Origin of the sequence: Spirosoma agri (assembly GCF_010747415.1) — a bacterium.
GTDB classification, from domain to species: domain Bacteria; phylum Bacteroidota; class Bacteroidia; order Cytophagales; family Spirosomataceae; genus Spirosoma; species Spirosoma agri.
Genome location: NZ_JAAGNZ010000002.1, coordinates 1,758,996 through 1,783,982, shown reverse-complemented (window position 1 = coordinate 1,783,982; position 24,987 = coordinate 1,758,996). Strand labels below are relative to the sequence as shown.

Sequence of the window (24,987 nt, the reverse complement as noted above, 5' to 3'; positions counted from 1 at the left end):
ATCGATCTCCTCGACCGATCACTGACTCGACTTATCCATGAATGGCTTGCTAAAATTCTCCGTTGGCATCCTGGCGCTGGCAGGTTTGCTGTCGGCAAACTGGGTAACGAACGCCGTGAATCCGCATCTACCGGGTAATGACTGGCCCACGTATGGTGGCAATAACGCGGGTAATCGTTATTCTCCACTGACCCAGATTAACCGGCAGAACGTAAAGAATCTAACCCTTGCCTGGACGTACGAAACCGGCGACAACACCGATCCGGGCCAGCGGGGTATGGACATTCAGTGCCAGCCGATTGTTGTAGACGGGGTTCTGTATGGCACCTCTCCGCGCATGAAACTGTTTGCGGTCGATGCGGCAACCGGTAAGCAACGCTGGCAGTTCAACCCCTTTACTGACCCAGCAAAAAAACCGCGCTTCCACCCGGTTCGCGGGGTTGTTTACTGGGCCGACAGCGACCGGGCCGACGCTCGGGACAAACGAATTCTTTATTCGGTAGGAGCTTTTCTCTACGCGGTTGATGCCACGACGGGGCAACTGATCGACAGCTTCGGCCAGCACGGTGCGGTCGATCTGCACGAAGGACTTGGTGATAAGGAAACGCTCGGCTACGACGTTGCAAACTTCTCGATACGCGTCACGACCCCCGGTGTCATTTACAAAGATTTGCTGATTACGGGCTCTGCCGTTTCGGAAGGGGGCGATGCTCCTCCGGGCTATATCCGGGCGTTCAACGTGCGTACGGGTAAATTGGCCTGGGTGTTCCGAACGATCCCCCTGCCGGGTGAATATGGGTACGAAACCTGGTCGCCCGACTCCTACAAAAAACTGGGCGGGGCCAACTGCTGGGCGGGTATGGTCATCGACGAGAAACGGGGCGTTGTCTATGCCGGGACCGGGTCGCCATCGGTTGATTTCTACGGTGGCGCACGAAAAGGCCAGAACCTTTTCGCCAACTGCGTTCTTGCCATCAATGCCGAAACGGGTAAACGCATCTGGCATTTTCAGACCGTACATCACGACTTGTGGGATCGCGACCTGCCCTGCCCGCCTAACCTCGTCACCGTTAAGCACAATGGCCCCGACGGTCGGCCCCGGCTGGTCGATGCGGTTGCGCAGGCGACGAAAGACGGGTATGTGTTTTTGCTCGACCGCGACACCGGAAAGCCGCTTTTTCCCGTTAACGAAGTACCCGTCCCTACCTCGCCCGCCCTGCCCGGCGAACAACCCTGGCCAACGCAACCCGTTCCGACAAAACCGGCTCCGTTTGTCCGGCAGGAGCTGACGGAAGCTGACATTACCACCCGCACGCCCGAAGCACATGCGTACGTACTGGACCGATTTACGAACAGTCGGCACGGCAGTAAGTATATGCCCCCAAGCGAAGAAGGCTCTTTGTTGTATGGTTTTGGCGGGGGTGCCGAGTGGGGTGGCAATGCCGCCGACCCCGACGGTATACTCTACCAGAATGCCAATACCATGCTCTGGTGGTTGAAAATGCGGGACCTGCGCGCGCAAACGAACGGGGCAGCCCTCACGAAAGGAGGCACCTTGTTTGCCGCTAACTGTGCCGTCTGTCATGGGCTGGCCGGTAAAAGCAATGAGACCAGTAAAACCCCGCAAGCGGCCCAGGCTTACCCAGACCTCACCGATGTGGGTAAACGCATACCCAAAGAACAGATCGAGGCTCTCCTGGTAACCGGGCGGGGACGGATGCCTTCCTTTGCTCACTTGTCGAAAGAAGACCGGGAAGGATTGGTCAACTACCTGCTTAAGCTGGACGCGAAACCAACCAACGCGCCTGCCGATCAGCACAATTCCGTTGTCTCGACACCCATTCCCGAAGGTGCTTCATTCCCCTACATTCCTCCTTATCTGAATAATGGCAACACCCAATTTCGCGATCAGGACAATTACCCCGCCATCAAACCGCCCTGGGGAACGCTGAATGCCATCAACCTGAATACGGGAGAATATGTATGGCAGGTGCCGCTGGGTGAATATCCCGAATTGAGCAAAAAGGGGATTCCGCCCACCGGCACCGAGAACCACGGCGGTCCCGTCGTCACGGCGGGCGGACTGGTGTTCATTGCGGCAACCTACGATGAAAAGCTCCGCGCATTCGACAAGAAAACGGGCAAAATCGTGTGGGAGTACAAACTGCCAGCCGGCGGCTTCGCCACGCCGATCACGTACATGGTCAACGGAAAACAGTATATCGCCATTGCTGCGGGCGGCACGCGATATGGATTGAAACCGGGGGGTTCTTACGTCGCCTTTGCGTTGCCATAACCAGTATTTAACAGAACGAATTCATGACAAACTATCTATTAGGTTGCGACTGGGGAACGTCATCTTTCCGGCTTCGGCTAATACGAACAACCGATCTTCGGGTAATTGGCGAAGTGACTTCGCAGGAGGGCGTCGCCAGTACGTTTACCGCCTGGAAAGCATCCGATGAAACCAATACCGTTGCCAGAGCGCATTTCTTTCAGCAGCGGCTAAAACGTCAGATCGATGCACTGGCGGCTAACGTGACGCTAAATCTGGATACCATTGCCGTTGTTATTTCGGGAATGGCCTCATCGTCGATTGGTATGGATGAGGTTCCGTATGCCACGCTACCCTTCCCGGTCGATGGGAGTCAGGCCAGTGTCAAACGCCTTGAAGCACAACCCGATTTTCCGCACGACATCTTCCTGATTTCCGGCGTTCGGACAACCCACGACGTAATGCGGGGCGAAGAAACCCAACTGATTGGCTTACTGGCGTTATTGGATACCCTCCACCATACCGTTAACGATGCCATTCTGATCTTTCCCGGCACTCATTCCAAGCACATCTACATACAAAACCAGCAGGTGGTTGACTTGCAGACCTTTATGACGGGTGAAGTATTCAACCTCATGTCGCACTACAGCATTTTGAAAGATTCGATTGAGCCCACCGGATTGACGACCTTTTCCGATAATGAGTTAGACGGCTTTAAGTTGGGCATTCACGAATCAACGGCTTCCTCGATCCTGAACAACTTATTTCAGGTACGAACGAATCAATTGTTCGATCTGCTAACGAAAAAACAAAATACACTGTACCTAAGCGGCCTGTTGATTGGCGACGAACTGAAATCGCTGATCGATCAGAAAGACTGGTCATTGATTTTGTGCAGTGGCTCAAACCTGTATGAGTTGTATAAACTGGCCATCGAAGAACTTAATTTATCGGACCGGACCATGACGATTTCTGCCGATTTGATCGACCAGGCCACCATTGCCGGGCAAGTAAAGATTGTTCAAAACCAGCTAGTAGCCGTAAACAAATGAGCGACCACGCAACGCAGCCCCCTTTCTCCTGGGCCTTATTTTCGAAAGCACCTTTGATCGGTATCATACGGGGGTTATCATTCGACGTAGTTAAGCAGCTACTGCCGATTTATCGGGAAGCCGGACTGACCACGCTGGAAATAACGATGAATACTTCGGGCGCTCAGGCCATGATCCGACACGCTATAGACAATTACGGCGATGGCCTGAATATCGGCGCAGGAACCGTTTGCACTAAAGATGATCTGCACAAGGCGCTAGATGCCGGCGCACAGTTCATTGTGACACCCGTTATCAACAAAAAAGTGATCAAGGCCAGCGTGAAGCGGGGCATTCCTATTTTTCCCGGCGCGTTTACGCCATCCGAAATTTATCTGGCCTGGTCATTAGGGGCGTCAATGGTCAAGGTGTATCCGGCCACGTCGCTGGGACCGGACTACATAAAGGACGTAAAAGCCCCACTCGATCAGGTAAAGTTGGTGCCAACGGGCGGTATCAGCATAGACAATATGGCTGCGTATTTCCAGGCTGGAGCCGATGGGCTTGGCGTTGGCGGACACCTCTTCGACAAGGATCTTATCAGGCGGAACGATTGGGCCGGATTAACGCAACACTTCCGGGAATTTGTCAAAAAGCTGCCTGTAACGTCCGACATAAACTAACTAACCATGCACGTCAATCAGCCGCCCAAAACCCCTACGCTCGTGACTCCTGCCAAAACGCAGAATTATCGGTGGATCATCGTTATTCTGTTATTCACGGCCACGACAATCAATTATCTCGATCGACAGATTATTGGTTTGTTGAAGCCGATTCTGGAAAAAGAATTCACCTGGACCGAAACCGATTTTGCCCATATCGTTATGGCGTTTACGGCAGCCTACGCGGTAGGGCTACTGGTGTTTGGCTGGATAATCGACAAGATTGGCACGAAAGTGGGCTACTCGATCACCATCATTATCTGGAGCGTGGCGGGTATGCTGCACGCCATTGCCCGGAGTGTTTTCGGTTTTAGCATCGCCCGAATTGGGCTGGGCATCGGCGAAGCAGGCAATTATCCAGCCGCCGTAAAAACCGTAGCCGAGTGGTTCCCTCAGAAAGAACGCGGACTGGCAACGGGTCTCTTCAACGCCGGAACCAGTATCGGTGTGGTCGTCGCGGTGCTGATTGTTCCCTGGATATTGACCAACTACGGCTGGCACGAAGTTTTCTGGATCACGGGCGCGCTGGGGTTCGTGTGGCTGATTTTCTGGTTGATATTCTACGATATTCCAGCCCGGCAATCGCGCTTATCAGCGGCAGAATACCAGTACATCACCAGTGGGCAGGAAGCCCCGGATGAGTCAGCGGACAAAAGCTCGATCAACTGGTTAAAACTATTCACATTTCCCCAGACCTGGGCCGTCATTACGGGCAAGGGGCTGATCGACCCCATTTACTGGTTTTTTCTCTTCTGGCTTCCCTCCTATTTTTCGTCTACGTTCAATCTGGATTTGAAGAAACCGAGCGTTGAACTGATGCTGATTTATACGGCCACCACACTCGGCAGTATCGGCGGGGGCTACCTGTCATCCAGTCTGATCAAAAGAGGATGGGCTACCGTAAAGGCGCGAAAGACCGTTTTGTTCGCCTTTGCCCTCGTCGAAATATCGATCATGCTGGCCCAGTTCGTTACCGATGTCTGGGTAGCGGTGGGATTGTTAAGCGTAGCCGTGGCTGTTCACCAGGCGTGGGCAACGAATGTGTTTACGCTCGCGTCGGATCTGTTTCCCAAGCAGGCTGTCAGTTCGGTGGTGGGTATCGCAGGTACGGCGGGTGCCATCGGTGGCATTCTGTTCCCGATTCTGGTCGGCAGTTTGTTAGACAAGTATAAGGCTGCCGGCAATCTGGCGGGGGGCTACAATCTGCTGTTCACGATCTGCGCGTTCACCTACCTCATCGCCTGGACAATCATTCATCTGCTCACACGGAAAGCTCCGAAGATCGAGGTAGAACGTTTATTGTAAAGACCGAGAAAGAACACGGCAAACTGTTCTTTTCACCCAGACTTGTCTAGTCGATTTGTGCAGTTGCACTGCCAGGTAGTTTTATTTTAATCGTTCAGTCCAACCTCTGTCTGACGCTCAATCCATGCAACTATTTTTAGTCCTGATCACAACGATCTTCCTGAGCCTTTCCGCTTACGCCCAGAAGCCGAATTTGCTCAGTGGTAAATTTCCGCCGAATGAGTTGAAAAAAGTGCTGATTCCGCAGGCACGATGGACGCCTTTCCCCAAACGGGATGATCGAGCCGGATGGGCCAAAGCCGACCAAACGATGATGCAGGCCTACCTCCGAAAAGCCGAATCGTACCTCGACTACAAATGGCCGTACATACCAGCGACAAAATCACTGCTCATTGAACGAACCGGCGACCGGGATCAGTTTCAGGCGGTGAGTTTTGAGAAACGGGAAGTATTGGGCACACTGCTGCTGGCCGAAATCTACGAGAACAAAGGCCGGTTCGTCGATCCCATTATCGATGGCGTGTGGTCCATCTGCGAAGAGTCGTTCTGGGGTGTGCCCGCACACCTGCCCAAGTCGAAAGACTACGCGGGTTTGATGGATGTGTCGAAACCCTTTGTCGATTTGTTTGCCGCCGAAACCGCGACGTATCTGGCCTGGGTCGATTATTACCTGGGCGACAAACTGGATGCGGTTTCACCCCAGATCCGTAAGCGAATATATAGCGAAACCAACTACCGGATTTTTGGGCCGCTCATGACCAAGCCACACGGCTGGATGACAAAAACGGCTAACGGGCGCGCCCCGAACAACTGGAACCCCTGGATTTGCTCGAACTGGCTGAATGCGGTTTTGCTCCTCGAAAAAGACGACGAGAAACGGACGGCATCGGTGGCCAAATTACTCGACGTACTCGATGAATTCCTGAACCCATACCCGCCGGATGGGGGCTGCGACGAAGGACCGAGTTATTGGGGAGCTGCTGCCGCTTCGTTGTATGACAACATCGCCATGCTCAATCTGGCCAGCAACGACGCGTTCCAGTATGTATACGCCGACGAGAAATTTCGCAACATGGGCCGCTTCATTTACCGCGCCCAGATCAGCGAGAACTACTTTCTGAATTTTGCCGATGCGGACCCGCAGCCCGGTATGGCCGCGACGATGATCTATCGGTACGGTAAAGCGATCAACGACCCGGATATGATGAAATTCGGAGCCTTCTACCGCACGCCCGAAGATGGCTCCATTGGCAAGTTTCACTACTTCCGGCATTTTTATTCGCTCTTCATGCAGGACGAATACCAGAAGGCGGCCCAGGGCTTGCCGCTCCCCAAAAATGTATGGCTACCTGACCTTCAGGTCTTTGCCGCCCGCGATCAGGCAGGCACAACGAACGGGTTTTATGTAGCGGCCAAGGGTGGGCACAACGACGAAAGCCATAACCACAACGACATTGGCAATTACGTGGTGTATTACGATGGCCAGCCGCTGTTGATCGACGTGGGACGCGGTACGTACACCGCTAAAACGTTCAGCAACAAGCGCTACGACATCTGGTATAACTGCTCAGATTTCCATAATCTGCCGACGATAAACGGTAAAGATCAACTACCCGGCATGTCGTTCAGAGCGTCGAATGTGGCATATAAAACTGATAACGCATCGACCCGATTTTCGGTCGATCTGACACAGGCGTATCCGAAGGATGCGGGCATAACCAGCTGGCAGCGAACTATTCAGCTCAACCGGGGCCAGAACGTTCAGATCGACGATGCGATTAAACTGACCAATGCCAGTTCCCTCACACAACACCTGATGACGTGTTATCCAGCCGAAGTCGGGAAGCCCGGCGAACTGATCATCCACTACGCACCCAAAGGCGATCAGGCCAAAAATTTTGTGGTACGATACGATCCCAAACAGATGCGGCCATCCATCGAAAAGGTTAAGCTGGATGCTCCCGAAGACCGGGGCATTATTACCAAGTGGGGTGATACTATTTATCGGATCAATTTCACGGTGCTGACCCCAAAGCCCTCGGATAAACTGACTTTCGTCATTGCTGAGTAGCGTAGGAAAGCGGCAATCAACAACCAGTCCGGTTATTGAAGCGTTCGGGTATGTCTCTGTCATTACCAGAATCAGCAGCCAAAGATGAGCTGTTCTTGGTTACAGCTAACCTGTCCAGCTTTCTAACCGCTCTTCATCAGGCTTATTTTACCTGCGTCAATAACCAGGTTGCGAGGTCTTTGCCAGCCTGGAAGTTTTCGTAACGAGCCGGTATTTTGCGTCCGTCCGTGTATTCATTGTACAGCCACGGATCGCCCACCGCGAACACCGTACCGTTGCCCACACGGGCAACGGCCATGATCACGTTGTCGCCCGCACTCACCACCGATTTAGCCGGCGCTTTCACATCAAGCGGAGACAATTCTTTGATGTAAACCTCTTTGGTATGGGTAAAAATCGGATTACCCGCCGGAATGATCACCGACCCCTGCTCAAACTGGTCCCCTTTCACCATATTGACATTTTTGGGCAGAAACTGTAAGCCGAAGGTAGCGGCCAGTTGATTGAAGTGAGTATGTTCACAGTTGGATGTATCGTTGGCCATGAGCACCAGAACCCCACCCGCTTTCACCCAATCGCCAATCGCTTTGCTATCGGCTGGGTTCACGTAGTTCGGCTTAGCGGTTTCTTTTGGCGTATCAGGATCAACGATGATATACACGTCAACACCTTTTAGCGAAGCGGCCGTCGGTGCGGTTGGCACCAGAACGGTTTTAGCGCCCAGATCGCGGAAGGTGCGCCCCCACAGCCAGAAACCCGAATGCTGACGGTCATCCCAGGTGTAATGAAAAGGTTCCGGCTGATTCGGGTCTGTACCTTTGCGAAACTCGTGGTTGAAGTACGTATCGACGCCAACCGTTTTGCCTTTCCCAATCCCCAGTTCCTCTGCGGTTTCCATTTCGACACTAGCCATAATAAACGGGCCAACTCCTTTCAGATCATCCTTGCGGATTGGCTCACGCAGGTAGTATTCATAGCTGCCATCCCGGTAAGGTTCGCCCCCGAGTCCACTGACGCTCACGGTCTTCTCAAGGTGAATGAGTCCGGCATCGTCGGTCGAGATGAAGTTTTTCAGCATACCGGCGTACCCCTTTTTTGCGTAGCTCATCATCGATGCAGGCAAGTACCCCAGCCGCACGCCTTTGGCTAGTCCGTACACGAACATGGCTGTTCCTGACGCTTCCAGGTAGTTGTTTTTATCGCCACCCCGATCCGTTACCTGATACCAACACCCTTCTTTCGGGTCCTGGTATTTCACCACCGCTGGCATCAACCGTTGCAGGATAGCCACCAACTCACCCCGTCGCGGATGATCAGCCGGTATGTAATCCAGCACATCGACCAGTGCCATCACGTACCAGCCAATGGACCGGCTCCAGAAATTTGGTGATTTACCCGTTTTCGGATCGGCCCACTTCTGCTGACGGCTCTCATCCCAGCCGTGATACAGCAATCCCGTTTTCGAATCGCGGGCGTGCTGCTCCATCCACACAAATTGGTTAATAATATCGGTGAAACCCTTCCCGTCACGGTCGAACAGGCGGGTGTATTCGGCATAAAAGGGCTCGGCCATGTACAGGCCATCGAGCCACATCTGATTGGGGTATATTTTTTTATGCCAGAATCCACCTTCGTTCGTGCGGGGTTGTTTGGCCAGTTGCTGGCGGAGCAGATCAGCCGCTTTTTTGTATTTTTCCTTGTTGGGCAGCGTCTGCTGGTAGAGCATCAGCAACGACCGACCCGGCGTAACGTAATCGATGTTGAAATGATCCAGATCGTAGGTTCGGATGGTGCCATCGTCTCTCACGAACCGATCCATGTTCTGCTGAATGTACTTAAAATACCGAACATCACCCGTGCGATACCACACCAGTTCGAGCGATTGCAATAACACGCCCGTTTCGTATTCCCAACGCGCCATCTTGTTGGGATAAGCAATAGAGTCGGCGTTGGTGGTCATAATGCTGGCGGCCATTCGTTGCGACCAGGGCAACTGAACGGATGTACCGGATTGCGCAACCAAATAGTACGGCAGGACAAACAGGATCAGGAACGTAATTTTCTTCATCGGTCATTTCGTGGTCAACAACTATATAGGGAAATTAAGGTCGGTTTCTACTGTCTTTCAGGAAGCTGGCTCTCCGGCACAGAACCGTTTACACACGCTAAATGCATAAAGCCAATTATACCTTTAAATAAACCAAATTCGGCAAAAATAGCCGCCGTTCGTTCAGCGCATCTTCCCACAATAGGCACAACTGACAAATTTTTAGATAAAGTTTTTTTCTAACATTCCGCCAACGCCTATGCACTTGATTGTCAATTGCCTAAAGATTTTATTTTCGTTTTATTGGCGGACTATTTTCTGAGTTTTACGCCGGGGCACGGCACTTATTTTTACTTGGCTACTCATTCGGAACAAGCAAACCCCGAAATTTGTAATTACAAAGAATACATACCTCTGCCGATCATCATGGCGAATCGAAATAAATCTGTACAAAAAGGCCCCGATGTCATTCTAATCGGTGCCGGTATCATGAGTGCAACACTAGGCGTGCTGCTGAAAGAGTTGCAACCCGACCTGACCATCGAAATCTACGAGCGGCTCGACAGCGCAGCCGCCGAAAGCTCCGATGCCTGGAACAACGCGGGTACGGGTCACTCGGCTTTCTGCGAACTGAACTACACGCCCGAAAAGGAAGACGGTACCATCGATCCGGCTAAAGCGGTCAAAATTGCCGAGTCGTTCGAACAATCGAAACAGTTCTGGTCCTACCTCGTTGAGGAAGGTTTTCTCAGCGATGCGCCTAACTTTATCCGGTCCATTCCACACATGAGCTTTGTGTGGGGCGCGGAGAACGTAAACTATTTGCGGAAACGCTTCGAGGCACTTCAGCAGAACTACCTCTTTCATGGCATGCAGTATTCCGAAAACAAGGAACAACTGACCGAATGGATGCCGATCGTAATGGAGGACCGCAATCCGGATCAGCCGGTAGCCGCAACGCGCATGGAAATCGGTACGGATGTAAATTTTGGTGCGCTCACACGGGCCATGTTTCGTCGGCTGACCGATATGCCGGGCGTTCGTTTATATTTTGCCCATGAAGTGCGTGACCTGTGGCGTTCCAAATCGCTCGGCGGCTGGAAACTACGGGTAGAGAACGTCACCACGAATCAGGTACGTGACGTACAGACCCAGTTTATTTTTATCGGTGCGGGTGGTGGTTCACTTCGTCTGCTCGAAAAATCGGACATTCCCGAAAGTCGCGGATTTGGCGGTTTCCCCGTTAGTGGGCAGTGGCTCAAATGCGTGAACCCCGAAGTCATCGAACGGCATCAGGCAAAGGTTTACGGAAAAGCGTCGGTGGGTGCTCCGCCGATGTCGGTGCCTCACTTGGACACGCGCATGATCGAAGGGAAACGCGAACTGCTGTTTGGCCCATACGCCGGCTTCTCGACGAAATTCCTGAAAAGTGGTTCGTATATGGATCTGCCCAAGTCCATTCAGCTGAGCAATATGGCCCCGATGCTGATGGCGGGCATGCACAATATTCCGCTGACGAAGTACCTGATTCAGCAGGTCTTGCAGTCACCGGAGGATCGGCTGGCAGCGCTGCGCGAGTATTACCCGGATGCCAAAATGGAAGACTGGGAGCTGGAAGTTGCCGGTCAGCGGGTGCAGGTGATCAAGAAAGATGAACACGAAGGTGGCGTACTCGAATTTGGCACAGAGGTAGTCAGTGCCGCCGACGGTAGCATTGCCGCGTTGCTGGGCGCATCGCCGGGGGCATCAACAGCGGTATCGATCATGCTCGACCTGCTAAAACGTTGCTTCCCCGACCAACTAGCGACCGAAGCGTGGCAGCAGAAGTTGAAAGCCATGATTCCGAGTTACGGTCAGGTACTGGCCAACAATCCGGAACTCGGTATCGAACTTCGGAAACAGACCAGCGAAGTGCTTGGCCTGGGCGTGTACGAGTATACCCCTGACGAGAAACACTAGCCTTTAGACTCCAGTCAATACGACGTGGTGGTACGATTTAAAAACCGTGCTACCACGTCGTATTTATTAGGTTCACAGCGCGCTCAGGTCGGCTTTCATTTCGATGCCGTACCCGCTTGGGGCGCATTCGTGTTAAAGATGTCTCGGTGGAGTTTCCAGTCGCCTTTTTCCTGTTTCCAGATCACGATGTACTTGCCCATATCAATCTGAACATCGTTTGTCGTATACAATGTATAGCGGCCAACCTCAACAATCACCTCACCTTCCTGTGTGGCTTCAAGCGTTTCCAGTTTTGCCCATTTAAGGCCCGAATCAAACCCACCTTTCCAGAACGTACCAATAGCAGTACTACCCTGAATAATATCACTATTGGGCGGGAACAATTGTGCATCCGTGGTGTACAGGCTTCCCATAGTCGTTGCCCCTTTAGCCAACGCATCCATAAACTTCTGATTGGCCGCTACAATAGCCGTTTTCATGTCTTTCTGCGCAAAACCCGACAGATTCGCCAGCAGAAGCAGCGCAACACTAAAAAACACCTTTTTCATAGCTATAAGTATTTGATTATGAAGTACAACATTCAAAAAAATAGTAGTGATTCAGGATTAATTTTCTTTAAGCTTACCGTTACATTAGTTAACGGTAGCATGTTTGTCTACTGAAAGTATGCACCCTGTATCACAAAAAATCGGATAGTTTTCCGACTATCCGATTCAGAAGTAAGTGACTGATAAACGCTCACTCGTATGCGCTTCAGCATACAAGCGGCTCTGTATTTGTAAAGAATCTAACCTCTGTTATTTTATTCTCCAGCTAGTTGTCCGGCTACATATCGTTTGTATACTTTACCGATGCGCAATTCTTTTGTTCCGATCCGAACCGTGTCAGACTCGATTGTGTCAACATGTGCCGTGTTCACGATAGACGACCGGCTGATGCGGACAAATAACCGTTTGGGCAGTCGCTCTTCGGCTTCCTTCAGGGTCATCCGCGTAATGTACGTTTTCGATTTCGTGAAGACCTTAACGTAGTTTTCTAGGCTCTCGATATAGCGAATATCAGGATAGGTAATCACCTGACGCACGCCATCCACCATACAAGAAAAAGTATCCGTTACGTCGGGCGTCGTCTTCGTTTCTTCGACGGGTTGCCTTTCGTTTTGCCCTTGCATACCGATATACCGATACGTCACATATACGCCTAACCCCGTGACGGTGTACACCCAAAAATTGACCAGATGCGGAAGGGAATGAGTAGTAGCAAATTGCGTTTTCAGAATGAAGTTCATATTGAACGACCCCAACGCCATGAGCAGCAGCAGACAGCCAAAGTAGATTACTTTCTTGCCTTGTAGAAACAGCCGTTCAAACAGAACACGGTTGTGAAAAACCAGCCAACCGTACAGCATCCACAGATACATGTAAGGCGACAGCTTCGAAAAGCCTACCCGCTGATCCATAGCGTACATGTCGGCCAGGAAGTGAACAGCCAGCAAAGCGAGCAGCCCCAGCCAATTACGTACGACGAAATGATTCAGAAGCGGGTTGCGTTTCATACCCCTAAATTACAATCCAGAACCTGTACAGCCATGCATTAGGTGACAAAAGGCGTTCGTCACAGCCCGGATTACTTGGTCACGAAAGGCTTGCCACCCCGCTCATACCTGCCCAATTTTACGACAGTCCGGCCCGCCAACAACCCGGAAGTCTTCCCATGCAAACGCTTCATACGGTCAACATCGTTGTCCACATTATTTTTGGAATCCTTGGCTTACTTATTGGTTCAATAGCGCTCTTCTACCAGAACCGCGCCCCGCAGCACGTTCGTTATGGACGCTGGTTTTTATACGTACTAACGGTCGTAGTGGCCACGGCTTTCGTGGGAATACTCTTCTTTCGATCCAATTCCTTTTTGGTTATTCTGACCCTATTGTCTGGCTACGTAGGCTATTCGGGATACCGCATCAGTAGGCTCCGTGAACGACGCGCTTCGTGGCTGGACGCGTCGCTGGCCGTGGTTGTGTTGATCACGGGTGGCTTGTACCTACGATCCATGCAACTATCGGGCGGCCACTGGTCTCCCACCGTAATTTACCCCACGCTTCTGGCTCTGGTCCTGGTGGCAGGTTACGATTTGATCAAATATATCTGGCTCTTCCAACGGCTCAAAAAAGAGTGGCTCTACGAACACATCTACAAAATGGTATCGGCTTATAGCGCCCTGGCGTCGGCTTTTGGCGGTACCGTGCTGTCTAGTTATCAGCCGCACAGCCAGATTCTTCCTTCGGCAATTGGCTTTGGCCTAATCGTTTACTTCATTTGGAAACGAGCACGTACGAAAAGTAACCCAGCAAATCCGGTAATTTAGCCCGTATGGCAGCACCAGAAATAACCCAGTTTGTCTATATTGTGCGCTTATACGTCAACTTCTGCGACCATCGGCATCAATGATGGGTCAGTAAGAATTAACAAAACCGTACACGCTACTTTTATCTACTTAACCATGCAAGCATTGAGTTGCTCAAATTGCCAGCAAGAGGTAACGCACAAGTACTGTGCTCATTGCGGACAGCCCGTTGCCCTAAAGCGTATTGATGGTCATTACATCAAACACGAAATTGAACACGTCTTACATTTTGAACGGGGCCTTTTGTACACGGTCCGGGAACTGCTGGTAAGTCCGGGCGACAATGTCAGGCATTATATTTCGGAAAACAGAAGTCGACTTGTAAAACCCATCATCTTTATCATCATAACGTCTTTGCTGTATACGATCATAAACCACTTCTTCCACATCGAAGACGGTTATATGAAACTTGACGAAGCCAAAAAGACAACCACGGGTGTCATTTTTAAATGGATTCAAGACCACTATGGTTACGCTAACATCATTATGGGCGTCTTTATCGCTTTCTGGGCGAAGCTATTTTTCAGAAAGTACGGGTATAACTTTTTTGAAATTCTGATTCTCCTATGTTTCGTAATGGGAATGGCGATGTTGATTTTTACCGCTTTTGCCATTTTTCAGGGACTAACCCATCTGAGTTCGATGCAGATTGCCGGTATCGTTGGCGTAGGGTACTGCACGTGGGCGATAGGTCAGTTTTTCGACAAGCGGAAGATTGCTAATTATGTAAAGGCGCTCTGTGCGTATGTGCTGGGCATGATAACCTTCTCGCTGGCAGCGCTACTGCTCGGAACGCTGATTGATCTGGCCATAAAATAGAACGAATTACGATCCCTGAGACGGAAGGTGAGGCAGTACGCTGCACCTGTAGCTTCCGGTAAGCAGACAGTCCGTATCGAAGATGAAGCCCAACAGCTTAGTCAACTACCGTATTCGATAAATGTAAATCGCCCCCCTCAATGAGTGTTGAGGGGGGCGAAAACAACTGCCGCTCTTGGCATCCAGACTTTCCACTCAGGCTCCTACTCCATCACCATCTCCGTGTGGGCCGGTGCTTCGATTTTCTTACCAATAAACAGTAACAGCAACGGTACACAGATCAGGAAGAATCCCCCGATAATCAGGAACGAATCGGCATAGGTCATGACCAGCGCCTGCTTGATCACAGCCCCCTGCATGATGCCGTATGCCTTACTCGTTGCGGTCGCCAGCGCATCACCTTTTGACAGAAACAGGTTCGTATACTGCCTGATCCGTTCGGCGGATAGCGGATTGTAAATCGATACATTATCCGACAGACGCGACGAATGGAGAATGGTACGGGTCGAAATATAGGTGGTCATGATTGCCGTTCCGAACGTACCGCCCAGCTGACGAATCATACCGGTCAAGGCAGACCCCTGCGGAATCTTGACGCCCGGCAGATCGGCTAACGTGATCGTGGTCAGCGGGATAAAGATCATGCCCATCCCGATACCCCGAACGATGAGCGGCCAGAAGAAATAATCGGGTCCGGCTTCAAGGCTGATGGCCGACAGATTGAAACAGAAACCGAAGAACAACAGAAAGCCAATGGCTGCGTACCAGACGGGCGAAATATAATTCTTGCTCAGCAAGCCACCCACGATGGGCATCATCAGCCCCGTCATAATTGATCCCGGCATGAGCAACAAACCTGTCTGGCTGGCGGTGAAGCCCAGAATGGTCTGACAGAACACCGGAATGATAAACACCGACGCAAACAGACCGAACCCGAGGATAAAGTTAAATAACGTACCCACCGCAAACCGGCGCTCACGCAATAAGCTCAGGTCCAGAATTGGCAGTTTTACGACCAGCTGACGCCAAATAAATCCGATAATGCCAACGCCGGCCGCGATAGACATACCAACGATAAACTCCGACGTAAACCAATCTTCTTCCTGTCCTTTTTCCAGAACGATCTGCAACCCGCCGATGCCCATGGTCAGAAGTATCAACGCCAGCCAGTCCATCTTACCCGCTTCCAGCTTCTCGGCGGGCTCTTTAATGAATAGATAGGTCAGCACCGTAGCCGCAATACCGAATGGAATGTTGATGTAAAATACCCAGTTCCACGACAGATTGTCGGTAATATACCCCCCCAGCGTAGGCCCGATCGATGGTCCGATGATAACGCCCATCCCGAAGATAGCGTTGGCAATCCCTAAATCTTCTTTTGGAAACGTCTGAATCAGAATCGACTGAGCCGTCGTCAGCAAACCACCACCCCCAATTCCCTGCACGACCCGGAAAAAGACCAATTCCCACACGTTGGTAGACGTTCCACAGAATATAGACGATATGGTGAACAGGACAATCGATGCAGCAAAGTAATTTCGGCGGCCCAGTTTGGCGGTCAACCAACCCGACATGGTAATCATGACCGCACTGGCGGCTGCGTAGCCCGTTACGACCCAGCTGATATCGCCCAGCGATGCGCCGAGGTTACCCATCATCTGGTTAAGCGTCACGTTAACGATGGACGAGTCGATGGTTTGCAGCAGGGCGGCTGTCGTGACCGTGATTACGACAATCCATTTATCAAAGCCTAACTTCATACTGTTCGTACTAATTTTAGTGGTGTCGGATTCTCAAACCCGACATTCATTCGTCAATCGTGTTGGCGAGCGGTAAAACCCGCCAACACTGAAATCCGTTTATTTCTGCAAATCCACCGCTACGGTCACGCTCATTCCAGGGCGCAGCTTCGCGTAAAGTTGGCTGTTCTTCTCCAGTTCGATCCGAACCGGAACCCGCTGAACAACTTTCACGTAGTTACCGGTTGCGTTGTCGGGAGGCAGCAACGAAAATTTAGCGCCCGTCGCTCCCGCAAACGAACCAACATGACCCTTCAGCTTTTCACCTTCAAACGCATCGACATCAACCTCTACGGTCTGGCCGGGCTGCATCTGGTGCAACTGCGTCTCTTTGAAGTTAGCCGTTACCCACAGGTTCGAATTGCCAACGACCGAACAAACGGCCTGACCTGCCTGTACCAACTGCCCGATCTGCACCGACCGTTTCGACACTACCCCCGACACCGGAGCCCGTACAATCGTGTACGATAGCTGAAGGTTGGCCAGGTCTAAATCCGTTTTGCGTTGCTTGATAACCGCCTGAGCGACTGAAATCTGCCCCTGCGTAGCCCGACTCTGCGAACTCGTCACGCCCGTTTGCGTACCCGCAGCATTGACCTGCGACTGCGCTGTCCGTAATTGAGCCTGCGCGGCCAGCAGTTGAGCCTGAGCCGCATCGCGCTCAGCCTGCGTAGCATCGAACTGTTGTTGTGGCACTGTTTTTTCGGCCAGTAACCGGCTGTAGCGTTCAAAATCCTGATTCGCTCTGCGCGCACGGGCCTGAGCGGCCACAACGTTAGCCTGAGCGGTCGCTACCTGATCGCGGGCCGTTTGTACACTAGCCTGCGAACTCTGCACCGTGGCCAGCGCTACGTTTACCTGCGAACGCGAAACCCGGTCGGAAGCCATCGCACTTTGCAGAGCTGCGTCGGCCTGAGCCACCCGAATTTTATAATCGGCATCATCCAGCACGAACAGCGTATCGCCTTCTTTTACGAACTGGTTGTCTTTGAACCGGATTTCTTTCACATACCCACCAACTTTCGGTATGACTGGATTGACATCGCCATCGATCTGAGCGTCGTCAGTCGTTTCGTGACGTTGCAGGTAGCGAAATTCGCTGTATCCAAAAAAGAGGGCAACCGCCAAAATAAGGACACCCCCAACGCGGAATAAAGTTTTCTTATCCATGATTACTGATCAATACAAGATTAATTGAGGTTGTTACCGGTAGCTTTTAACAGGCGCTGATAAGCCAGTTGCGCATCTACGGTTGCGTTAATAACATTGAGCTGGGCCTGGAGCAAAAAACTGTCTGCTTCCAGCAAATCCGTTGAGCCAACCAACCCATTCCGGAACCGTGATTCGGTCAGGCGGTAATTCTCCGTAGCTTGCCCAACCGCCGTACGAATCACGTTTTGCTGCTCCAGAGCCAGCTGATAGTTGTTGTAGGCCGTGACCACTTCACTGCGAATCTGATCGTTTTGCTGCTGACCTTGCAGCGTCGCCTGATCAATTGAGTTCTGGGCTGTATGCAGCTTCCCTTTCAGATTATAGAGCGACCCGATGTTGTACGAAACGCCCGCGCCCACGTTCCAGGCACTGATAAACGAACTCGCCTGAGGAACGATGCGGGCCGTCGGGTTGATGTAGTTATAACCAGCCGACACCCCCAAATGCGGATACATGATGCTTTTCGTGTTCCGGAGCATCTCTTCCGCGGATTGCACGCGGAGCGCATTGGCCTGCACTTCCGGACGCACCTGCACGGCCCGCGTCAGAAACGAATTCAGCGGCTCAAGCGCCGTAACGGGATTCACCAGCGTCGTATCGATGGCGATCGTCTGATCGTCGGGTAGTCCAACCAGCAGATTAAAGTTGTAAAGCGCGGTTTGACGGGCTTTCTCGACCTGAAGGCGGCTCAGTTGCAGGTTGTTTTTCTGCAACTGGATTTTCAGCACTTCATTGGCGGTTACGATACCTTCTTTCAGCAGGTTGTTAGCCTCCCGTTCCCGCTCGTCGAACTGTTTGATATTTTGCTCGATAACGCCGATCGAACGGGCCAGTTTGACAATGTTGTAGTAGGCATCCGTTACGGTGTACACCAGCTCAGACCGGTTACGCTGGGCATCCAGATGACTGGCCCTGGCCAATAACTCAGCTGACTTCTCCGCCGATTTTTCAGCGAAGCCCCCGAATACTTCCTTACTGATCGTCACACCACCAATAGTCGCATTGAATGCACCCGCCGGAATGGTTAACGCTTCACTACCGGCACCCAGCGAAAACGGACCGGTCAGGCTATACCGCGAGTAGGCAAGCGACGCGTTGGCCTGGGGCAAACTACGATCTTTGGCTTCCTGCGAACGGGCTTCAGCCGCCTGCGTACGGACATCGGCCAGCTTGATCCCTTTATTATTTTGCAAAGCCAGCTGAACGGCCTTGTCAAGCGGCATTACGGCTGGCGTCGACTGGGCAACGGCAAGACTTAAACCTGCCAGCCATACGCCAACTGCCATTACGTACTTTTTCATATTAGCGATTTCTAATTTTTTCCAGGAGTGTATTCATAATCTGTATTTCCTCATCCGTCAGATGACTGACAATGGAGTCAAAATCCTTAAATTCGACGGCTACCGCTTGAACAAACTGGTAGGATTCTTCCGTGAGGGACAGGTTAACCCGTCGGCGATTCTGAGGGTCTATCGCCCGCACAACCAGTTTTTTGGCAACCAGTCGATCCGTGAGCCGGGTCATGTCCGAATTCAGATCCGTCATCTTTTCTTTCAATTCACCAGCGGCTAAGCTGTCCGGATAAACTTCTGATAATCGGCGCAAGGCAATGTATTGTTGCACAGACAAGTCGAACGGAGACAGCTTCTGCTGGAAGTAATTGAATATATATCCGTCCGTCTTGTGGATGTTGGCAATCAACCGGTGGTACTCATTTTGAAACAGCTTTTTCATGTTCTCTAAAGGTGCAACAAAGGTATAACCAACATTTGTTTAAACAAGTTTTGTCTAAACGACAGTCTGAAAACGAGAAGAAACAAATTGTACAATTCCATCAATAAATTTATTAATAAAATTTTTATATTTTACATAAGTCACTAATTATCAAATATTTAACTTGAATATATATATTACAGTAAGCCATTACACGTTTATACTATTCTTCTTAATTACCTAAATTTTAATCGCATTTTAAGATAGATGTACCCTTTAAATTGAGCGTATTCTCGTAGCGTTGAGTCCGTATTCGGTATGCCGTATCTTCGAGATACGGCATACCGAATACGGACTCAACGCTACGAGAATACTATTTTCAGATCGTCTGATAAGTCTTCCAATGCCAAAGGCCCCGATGAACATCACCGGGGCCTTTTATCACTTCTGGTTTGGCTAGGTCAAGCTCCCACTTAATCCAGTCAGAATGTTGATCACAGTAGACGTGAGTGATTTATGCATTCGCAATCTTTACAGACGTCATGGTCAGCGAACCCGCAACGGCCTTATCGTTGAAAAACGAAACAGCATCGCGCTTTCCCTGTAGCGCCATTGTATAAATTAACGGCAGGTAATGATCGGGTGATGGAATAGCCAGCCGGGCCTCCGGTCCTAACCGATCGTAGTGGATCAGCGACTGATGATCACCGTTCATAATCAGCCTCTTGAACGTGTCATTCATGTGAATGGCCCAATCATGCCCGTACGCTTCGTTAAAATCGCCGGATTTCGGCAGACCAATCATCCGTAAATTATGGACCATATTGCCGCTCCCCAGAATCAACACGCCTTTCCGACGGAGTGCGGCTAATTCCTTCGCCAGATCGTAATGATACTGAGCGTCTTTCGTGTAGTCAATGCTTAATTGCAGCACCGGAATGTCAGCCTTTGGATACATCTGCCGAACAACGCTCCAGGTGCCATGATCGAGACCCCAATCGTGGTCGAGACCAACGACGGTGGAATGAATCAAACCCGCCGTTTCTTTAGCCAACGCCAAACTACCCGGAGCCGGATACTGCACATCAAAGAGTGCTTTCGGGAAGCCGCCAAAATCGTGGATCGTTTTCGGAAAATCCATTGCCGTAATGTGCGTGCCCCGGCTTAGCCAATGGGCCGAAATGACCAGAACAGCTTTCGGGACGGGAATTTCCTTCGCCAGTTGTCCCCAATAGCTACTGAATTCATTGGTTTCGATGCCGTTCATGGGCGATCCGTGGCCCACAAATAAAACGGGCATTTCGGGTCCCTGCTCCGGAAGCTCATCCGTGAATTGCCGGAACCCCGCTAACATGGTTGTACCGATCATGGTGGTTAAAAATTCGTTACGTTTCATTTTCTTACGAAACAATCACTCATCGTCAGACTCATACACCAGAAGTGCGCAATATCTATGCGTACACCTACATTATATGTACCTACATCATACGATCAATTTTAGTTCATTTATTTCTGTTTTGGTCCGTCCTGGAATGCCGGGACGCAGCATCGCCGGTCATCCAGCACATTTTCTAAAATCAATTGCACTCTATCTCGACAAAAAATGATTATTTTGACCTACATATGGCCTCCCTCTGGTTGATTCATCCCAACGTCGACCACGACGAGTTGACGGGCCATACCCATTGATTTACCTTATGAAACACAAACGTACGTACATCGGGCTGTTAACGCTTTTATCAGCATCGACAGTCATGGGTCAAAACTGGACCGAAACGAAAGCCAGTACCTGGTCGAAAGTTACCAACAAGGGCGGACAGACGCTGGGCTATTCGCCCGCTTCCGGCGTAAAACTGCTTACCGACAAGGGCTTTGCGTTTAAGGATCTAAACAAAAACGGCAAACTGGATCGCTACGAAGATTGGCGACTACCCGTTGCCGACCGTGCCAAAGACCTGGCGTCTAAACTGTCGGTGGAGCAGATCGCGGGACTGATGCTCTACAGCAAACACCAACCTATTCCGGCGGCTGCTGGCGGTCCATTCGCTGGTACATACGGCGGAAAAGTGTTCGCCCAAAGTGGTGCCAACGTCTCGGATCTGTCCGATCAGCAAAAGGAATTCCTGACTAATGACAACCTGCGCCACGTGCTGATCACATCGGTGCAAAGTCCGGAGGCAGCCGCGCAGTGGAACAATAACGCCCAGGCACTGGTGGAAGGTCTTGGACTAGGCATCCCGATCAACAGCAGTTCAGATCCCCGTCACGGAACCCGCGCCGACGCCGAATTCAATGCCGGGGCAGGCGGCACCATTTCGATGTGGCCCGGTTCACTGGGCCTGGCAGCTACGTTCAGGCCCGAACTGGTGCAGCGATTTGGGCAAATAGCCGCGACCGAGTACCGGTCGTTAGGCATTGCTACGGCCCTGTCGCCACAGGTCGATCTGGCCACCGATCCGCGCTGGAACCGGGTAAGCGGCACGTTCGGGGAAGATCCACAGCTCGCGACCGACATAGCCCGGGCCTATATCGACGGTTTCCAGACTTCGACGGGGGCACAGGAAATAACCGGCGGCTGGGGTTACAACAGCGTTAATGCCATGGTTAAGCACTGGCCGGGCGGTGGCTCGGGCGAAGGTGGCCGCGATGCGCACTACGGCTATGGCAAATATGCGGTTTATCCGGGCAAAAACTTTGACACGCACTTTCTCCCGTTCACAGAAGGAGCCTTCAAACTTCGGGGTAAAACCGGTTCGGCAGCGGCTGTGATGCCCTATTACACGATCTCGTTCGGTCAGGACACGAAAAATGGCGAAAATGTCGGCAACAGCTACAACAAATACATCATTGGCGACTTGCTCCGGGGCAAATACCACTACGACGGCGTAGTCTGCACCGACTGGCTCATTACAGCCGATGAAACAGCCGTTGATGTCTTTCTAACCGGCAAATCGTGGGGGGTTGAAAAGCTGTCCGTACCCGAACGGCATTACAAAATCCTGATGGCAGGAGCCGATCAGTTTGGCGGCAACAACGATGCCGGACCGGTGACCGAAGCCTACAAAATGGGGGTTAAAGAAAAGGGTGAAGCCGCCATGCGGGCGCGGTTCGAGCTGTCGGCGGTGCGCTTGTTGAAAAATATCTTTCAGGTTGGCCTCTTCGAAAATCCGTATCTGGACCCCGAAACGTCCCGTAAAGCAGTGGGTAAACCGGAATTCATGCAGGCTGGTTATCAGGCTCAGTTGCAATCGGTAGTGATGCTGAAGAACAAAGCCAAAGCACTACCCCTGACCAAAGGAAAAAAGGTGTATATCCCCAAGCGGTTTACGCCAGCGGGTCGTAATTTTCTGGGTATGGACACGCCCGAAAAACTGGAATATCCAATCAATCTGACGGTTGTGAAAAAGTACTTCACCGTAACCGACAACCCGGACGAGGCTGATTTTGCGCTGGTATCGATCCGAAGTCCGGACTCAGGGGGTGGTTACAACAGTGCTGACACCAAAGCCGGCGGAACGGGCTATATTCCGGTTAGCCTGCAATACGGCGATTACACGGCCAAAGGCACCCGCGATCCAAGTATTGGTGGTGGTGACCCCCTGGAAAAATTCACGAACCGGACCTACAACGGCAAAACGGCGAAGACAATCAACAATACCGATCTGGGCATGGTAACGGACACCTACGCCAAAATGAAGGGAAAACCCGTGATTGTTGCCCTGTTAGTTTCGAACCCGACCGTAGTGGGTGAATTTGAAAAACAGACCAACGCGTTGCTGGCCCATTTTGGTGTTCAGGATCAGACCCTGATGGACATCCTGACCGGAGCCAATGAGCCATCAGCCCTGTTGCCCATGCAGATGCCCGCCGATATGGCTACGGTCGAAACGCAGGCCGAAGACGTTCCCCGCGATATGAAAGCTTACACAGATTCCGAGGGGAACACCTACGATTTCGGTTTCGGCCTCAACTGGAAAGGAGTTATTCAGGACGCACGCACGGCCAAATACAAAAAAGCCCCCATGCGCATGAGCATGAAATAAAGCCGGGTACAACAAAACCACCATAACACAAACAGCCGGAAGAGCAATCTCCCGGCTGTTTGTGATTTACAATAAATACAATATTGAAACTGACTACTTGATCTCGCCGACCATATCTTCGGGCTTCACCCATTCGTTAAACTCGTCTTCGGTCAGGTAGCCGAGTTGCAGGGCCGTCTCTTTTAGGGTCGAACCGTTCTTGTGGGCAGTTTGGGCGATTTCGGCGGCTTTGTAATAGCCGATTTTCGTATTCAGCGCCGTAACCAGCATCAGCGACGAATCGACGTGCTTTTTGATGTTTGCTTCGATCGGTTCGATACCTTCCGCACACTTGTCATTGAACGATACACAAACGTCACCGATTAACCGGGCCGAGTGCAGGAAGTTGAAGATCATGACGGGCTTGAACACGTTCAGTTCAAAATGACCGCTCATGCCCCCAATGTTGATCGCCACATCGTTACCCATCACCTGCGCGGCCACCATCGTCATGGCTTCGCACTGTGTTGGGTTCACTTTACCCGGCATAATCGACGAACCTGGTTCGTTATCGGGAATGTGCAATTCGCCAATACCCGCCCGTGGGCCGGAAGACAACATCCGGATGTCGTTACCAATTTTCATCAGGCTGGCCGCAACGGTTTTCAACGCACCGTGTGCTTCCACGATCGCGTCGTGGGCGGCAAGGGCTTCAAACTTATTCTCGGCGGTGATAAACGGCAGACCCGTCACCGTAGCGATGTGTTTCGCGACGTTCTCCGAATAGTTTGGGGGCGTATTGATACCCGTTCCAACCGCCGTTCCGCCAAGGGCCAGCTCGCTCAGGTGAGCCAGCGAATTGTTGATGGCGCGTAAGCCGTGATCAAGTTGCGACACATAGCCCGAGAACTCCTGACCAACCGTCAACGGTGTGGCATCCATGAAGTGTGTCCGCCCGATTTTCACGATATGCATGAACTGCTTCGATTTGGCCGCCAGCGTATCGCGCAGTTTAGTAATGCCCGGAATCGTAACGTCGAGCAGAATTTTGTAGGCCGCAATGTGCATGGCCGTCGGGAAGGTATCGTTCGACGACTGCGACTTGTTCACGTCATCGTTCGGGTGCAGAAACTTCTTCTCGTCGGTGAGCTGACCACCGTTCAGCACGTGTCCCCGATACGCTACCACCTCGTTGACGTTCATGTTCGACTGCGTACCCGAACCCGTTTGCCACACAACCAGTGGGAACTGGTCATCGAGCTTGCCATCCAGAATTTCGTCACAGGCCCGCCCGATCAGATCGCTTTTCTCCTGCGATAATACACCCGCATCGAAGTTCGTCAGCGCGGCTGCTTTTTTGAGGTATGCAAACGCCCGGATAATCTCGCGGGGCATCTTATTAATGTCCTGAGCAATTTTGAAATTCTCGATAGAACGCTGGGTCTGCGCGCCCCAATACACATTGGCCGGGACCTGTACCTGGCCCATTGTGTCTTTTTCGATGCGGTATTCCATGAATAGACGAAAGATATAAGAAGTTAGACAAAAGACTGTCTGGCAATTGCGACGACAAAGGTAGGATGGGGCTTGTGTTTTCCCATACCGT

18 protein-coding genes are annotated in these 24,987 nt (G+C 51.6%); 9 read left to right on the top strand and 9 right to left on the bottom strand.

Annotated elements, in window-relative coordinates; translation table 11 throughout:
• Nucleotides 1-37: 37 nt before the first annotated feature.
• The 5 genes from GK091_RS23950 to GK091_RS23930 all read left to right on the top strand — a co-directional run bounded on the left by GK091_RS23950 (nucleotide 38) and on the right by GK091_RS23930 (nucleotide 7,404).
• A complete protein-coding gene (locus tag GK091_RS23950; protein WP_164042781.1) occupies nucleotides 38-2,296 on the top strand; it encodes an outer membrane protein assembly factor BamB family protein in 2,259 nt (752 codons plus the stop codon).
• A gap of 23 nt (nucleotides 2,297-2,319) precedes the next feature.
• Complete coding sequence (locus GK091_RS23945; RefSeq protein WP_164042779.1) at nucleotides 2,320-3,327, top strand: 2-dehydro-3-deoxygalactonokinase; 1,008 nt, start codon at nucleotides 2,320-2,322, stop codon at nucleotides 3,325-3,327.
• Nucleotides 3,324-3,989: a bifunctional 4-hydroxy-2-oxoglutarate aldolase/2-dehydro-3-deoxy-phosphogluconate aldolase gene (locus GK091_RS23940; RefSeq protein WP_164042777.1), complete on the top strand. Its 666-nt coding sequence runs from the start codon at nucleotides 3,324-3,326 to the stop codon at nucleotides 3,987-3,989. The genes GK091_RS23945 and GK091_RS23940 overlap by 4 nt, the downstream gene beginning before the upstream one ends.
• Before the next feature lie 6 nt (nucleotides 3,990-3,995).
• Entirely contained in the window at nucleotides 3,996-5,333 is a 1,338-nt protein-coding gene (locus GK091_RS23935; protein ID WP_164042775.1) for an MFS transporter, read from the top strand.
• A 124-nt stretch (nucleotides 5,334-5,457) separates the two neighbouring features.
• Nucleotides 5,458-7,404, top strand: coding sequence for a heparinase II/III domain-containing protein (locus GK091_RS23930; RefSeq protein ID WP_164042773.1), 1,947 nt, complete (start codon nucleotides 5,458-5,460; stop codon nucleotides 7,402-7,404).
• A 142-nt stretch (nucleotides 7,405-7,546) separates the two neighbouring features.
• Here the strand turns inward: GK091_RS23930 and GK091_RS23925 are convergent, their stop codons facing one another.
• On the bottom strand, nucleotides 7,547-9,472 hold the full coding sequence (locus tag GK091_RS23925) for a glycoside hydrolase family 88/105 protein (protein ID WP_164042771.1): 1,926 nt from the start codon (nucleotides 9,470-9,472) through the stop codon (nucleotides 7,547-7,549).
• Between the two features lie 405 nt (nucleotides 9,473-9,877).
• Between GK091_RS23925 and GK091_RS23920 the strand changes: the two genes are divergently transcribed.
• Entirely contained in the window at nucleotides 9,878-11,410 is a 1,533-nt protein-coding gene (locus GK091_RS23920; RefSeq protein ID WP_164042769.1) for a malate:quinone oxidoreductase, read from the top strand.
• 95 nt (nucleotides 11,411-11,505) lie between these two features.
• Here the strand turns inward: GK091_RS23920 and GK091_RS23915 are convergent, their stop codons facing one another.
• The gene (locus GK091_RS23915; RefSeq protein WP_164042766.1) at nucleotides 11,506-11,958 is read right to left on the bottom strand and encodes a YybH family protein; all 453 of its coding nucleotides are present in this window, start codon (nucleotides 11,956-11,958) and stop codon (nucleotides 11,506-11,508) included.
• A gap of 254 nt (nucleotides 11,959-12,212) precedes the next feature.
• The gene (locus GK091_RS23910) at nucleotides 12,213-12,965 is read right to left on the bottom strand and encodes a LytR/AlgR family response regulator transcription factor (RefSeq protein ID WP_164042764.1); all 753 of its coding nucleotides are present in this window, start codon (nucleotides 12,963-12,965) and stop codon (nucleotides 12,213-12,215) included.
• A gap of 158 nt (nucleotides 12,966-13,123) precedes the next feature.
• Between GK091_RS23910 and GK091_RS23905 the strand changes: the two genes are divergently transcribed.
• Both GK091_RS23905 and GK091_RS23900 read left to right on the top strand, forming a co-directional pair.
• Nucleotides 13,124-13,777 carry a hypothetical protein gene (locus tag GK091_RS23905; RefSeq protein WP_164042762.1) on the top strand — a complete coding sequence of 218 codons (654 nt, stop codon included), beginning with the start codon at nucleotides 13,124-13,126 and terminating at the stop codon, nucleotides 13,775-13,777.
• Between the two features lie 135 nt (nucleotides 13,778-13,912).
• Nucleotides 13,913-14,635 (top strand): DUF3667 domain-containing protein, encoded by a 723-nt coding sequence (locus GK091_RS23900; protein WP_164042760.1) that lies wholly within the window; start codon nucleotides 13,913-13,915, stop codon nucleotides 14,633-14,635.
• A gap of 203 nt (nucleotides 14,636-14,838) precedes the next feature.
• Here the strand turns inward: GK091_RS23900 and GK091_RS23895 are convergent, their stop codons facing one another.
• From GK091_RS23895 to ygiD, 5 genes are all read right to left on the bottom strand, one after another.
• Nucleotides 14,839-16,395 (bottom strand): DHA2 family efflux MFS transporter permease subunit, encoded by a 1,557-nt coding sequence (locus GK091_RS23895; RefSeq protein ID WP_164042759.1) that lies wholly within the window; start codon nucleotides 16,393-16,395, stop codon nucleotides 14,839-14,841.
• A 99-nt stretch (nucleotides 16,396-16,494) separates the two neighbouring features.
• A complete protein-coding gene (locus GK091_RS23890) occupies nucleotides 16,495-17,604 on the bottom strand; it encodes an HlyD family secretion protein (protein WP_164042756.1) in 1,110 nt (369 codons plus the stop codon).
• Nucleotides 17,605-17,624: 20 nt separating this feature from the next.
• Complete coding sequence (locus GK091_RS23885) at nucleotides 17,625-18,947, bottom strand: TolC family protein (protein ID WP_164042755.1); 1,323 nt, start codon at nucleotides 18,945-18,947, stop codon at nucleotides 17,625-17,627.
• Between the two features lies 1 nt (nucleotide 18,948).
• The gene (locus GK091_RS23880; RefSeq protein ID WP_164042752.1) at nucleotides 18,949-19,380 is read right to left on the bottom strand and encodes a MarR family winged helix-turn-helix transcriptional regulator; all 432 of its coding nucleotides are present in this window, start codon (nucleotides 19,378-19,380) and stop codon (nucleotides 18,949-18,951) included.
• 493 nt (nucleotides 19,381-19,873) lie between these two features.
• Entirely contained in the window at nucleotides 19,874-20,755 is an 882-nt protein-coding gene (ygiD, locus tag GK091_RS23875; RefSeq protein ID WP_164042750.1) for a 4,5-DOPA-extradiol-dioxygenase, read from the bottom strand.
• 301 nt (nucleotides 20,756-21,056) lie between these two features.
• On the opposite strand from ygiD, the gene GK091_RS23870 reads away from it, so the two are divergent.
• The gene (locus tag GK091_RS23870; RefSeq protein WP_164042748.1) at nucleotides 21,057-23,402 is read left to right on the top strand and encodes a glycoside hydrolase family 3 protein; all 2,346 of its coding nucleotides are present in this window, start codon (nucleotides 21,057-21,059) and stop codon (nucleotides 23,400-23,402) included.
• Nucleotides 23,403-23,495: 93 nt separating this feature from the next.
• Here the strand turns inward: GK091_RS23870 and fumC are convergent, their stop codons facing one another.
• On the bottom strand, nucleotides 23,496-24,896 hold the full coding sequence (gene fumC / locus GK091_RS23865) for a class II fumarate hydratase (RefSeq protein WP_164042746.1): 1,401 nt from the start codon (nucleotides 24,894-24,896) through the stop codon (nucleotides 23,496-23,498).
• Nucleotides 24,897-24,987: the final 91 nt, after the last annotated feature.

Excerpts from the sequence above, each read along its gene's own strand:
- GK091_RS23950 (WP_164042781.1), top strand. The coding sequence starts at position 38 with ATGAATGGCTTGCTAAAATTCTCCGTTGGCATCCTGGCGCTGGCAGGT.
- GK091_RS23945 (WP_164042779.1), top strand. The coding sequence starts at position 2,320 with ATGACAAACTATCTATTAGGTTGCGACTGGGGAACGTCATCTTTCCGG.
- GK091_RS23940 (WP_164042777.1), top strand. The coding sequence starts at position 3,324 with ATGAGCGACCACGCAACGCAGCCCCCTTTCTCCTGGGCCTTATTTTCG.
- GK091_RS23935 (WP_164042775.1), top strand. The coding sequence starts at position 3,996 with ATGCACGTCAATCAGCCGCCCAAAACCCCTACGCTCGTGACTCCTGCC.
- GK091_RS23930 (WP_164042773.1), top strand. The coding sequence starts at position 5,458 with ATGCAACTATTTTTAGTCCTGATCACAACGATCTTCCTGAGCCTTTCC.
- GK091_RS23925 (WP_164042771.1), bottom strand. The coding sequence starts at position 9,472 with ATGAAGAAAATTACGTTCCTGATCCTGTTTGTCCTGCCGTACTATTTG.
- GK091_RS23920 (WP_164042769.1), top strand. The coding sequence starts at position 9,878 with ATGGCGAATCGAAATAAATCTGTACAAAAAGGCCCCGATGTCATTCTA.
- GK091_RS23915 (WP_164042766.1), bottom strand. The coding sequence starts at position 11,958 with ATGAAAAAGGTGTTTTTTAGTGTTGCGCTGCTTCTGCTGGCGAATCTG.
- GK091_RS23910 (WP_164042764.1), bottom strand. The coding sequence starts at position 12,965 with ATGAAACGCAACCCGCTTCTGAATCATTTCGTCGTACGTAATTGGCTG.
- GK091_RS23905 (WP_164042762.1), top strand. The coding sequence starts at position 13,124 with ATGCAAACGCTTCATACGGTCAACATCGTTGTCCACATTATTTTTGGA.
- GK091_RS23900 (WP_164042760.1), top strand. The coding sequence starts at position 13,913 with ATGCAAGCATTGAGTTGCTCAAATTGCCAGCAAGAGGTAACGCACAAG.
- GK091_RS23895 (WP_164042759.1), bottom strand. The coding sequence starts at position 16,395 with ATGAAGTTAGGCTTTGATAAATGGATTGTCGTAATCACGGTCACGACA.
- GK091_RS23890 (WP_164042756.1), bottom strand. The coding sequence starts at position 17,604 with ATGGATAAGAAAACTTTATTCCGCGTTGGGGGTGTCCTTATTTTGGCG.
- GK091_RS23885 (WP_164042755.1), bottom strand. The coding sequence starts at position 18,947 with ATGAAAAAGTACGTAATGGCAGTTGGCGTATGGCTGGCAGGTTTAAGT.
- GK091_RS23880 (WP_164042752.1), bottom strand. The coding sequence starts at position 19,380 with ATGAAAAAGCTGTTTCAAAATGAGTACCACCGGTTGATTGCCAACATC.
- ygiD (WP_164042750.1), bottom strand. The coding sequence starts at position 20,755 with ATGAAACGTAACGAATTTTTAACCACCATGATCGGTACAACCATGTTA.
- GK091_RS23870 (WP_164042748.1), top strand. The coding sequence starts at position 21,057 with ATGAAACACAAACGTACGTACATCGGGCTGTTAACGCTTTTATCAGCA.
- fumC (WP_164042746.1), bottom strand. The coding sequence starts at position 24,896 with ATGGAATACCGCATCGAAAAAGACACAATGGGCCAGGTACAGGTCCCG.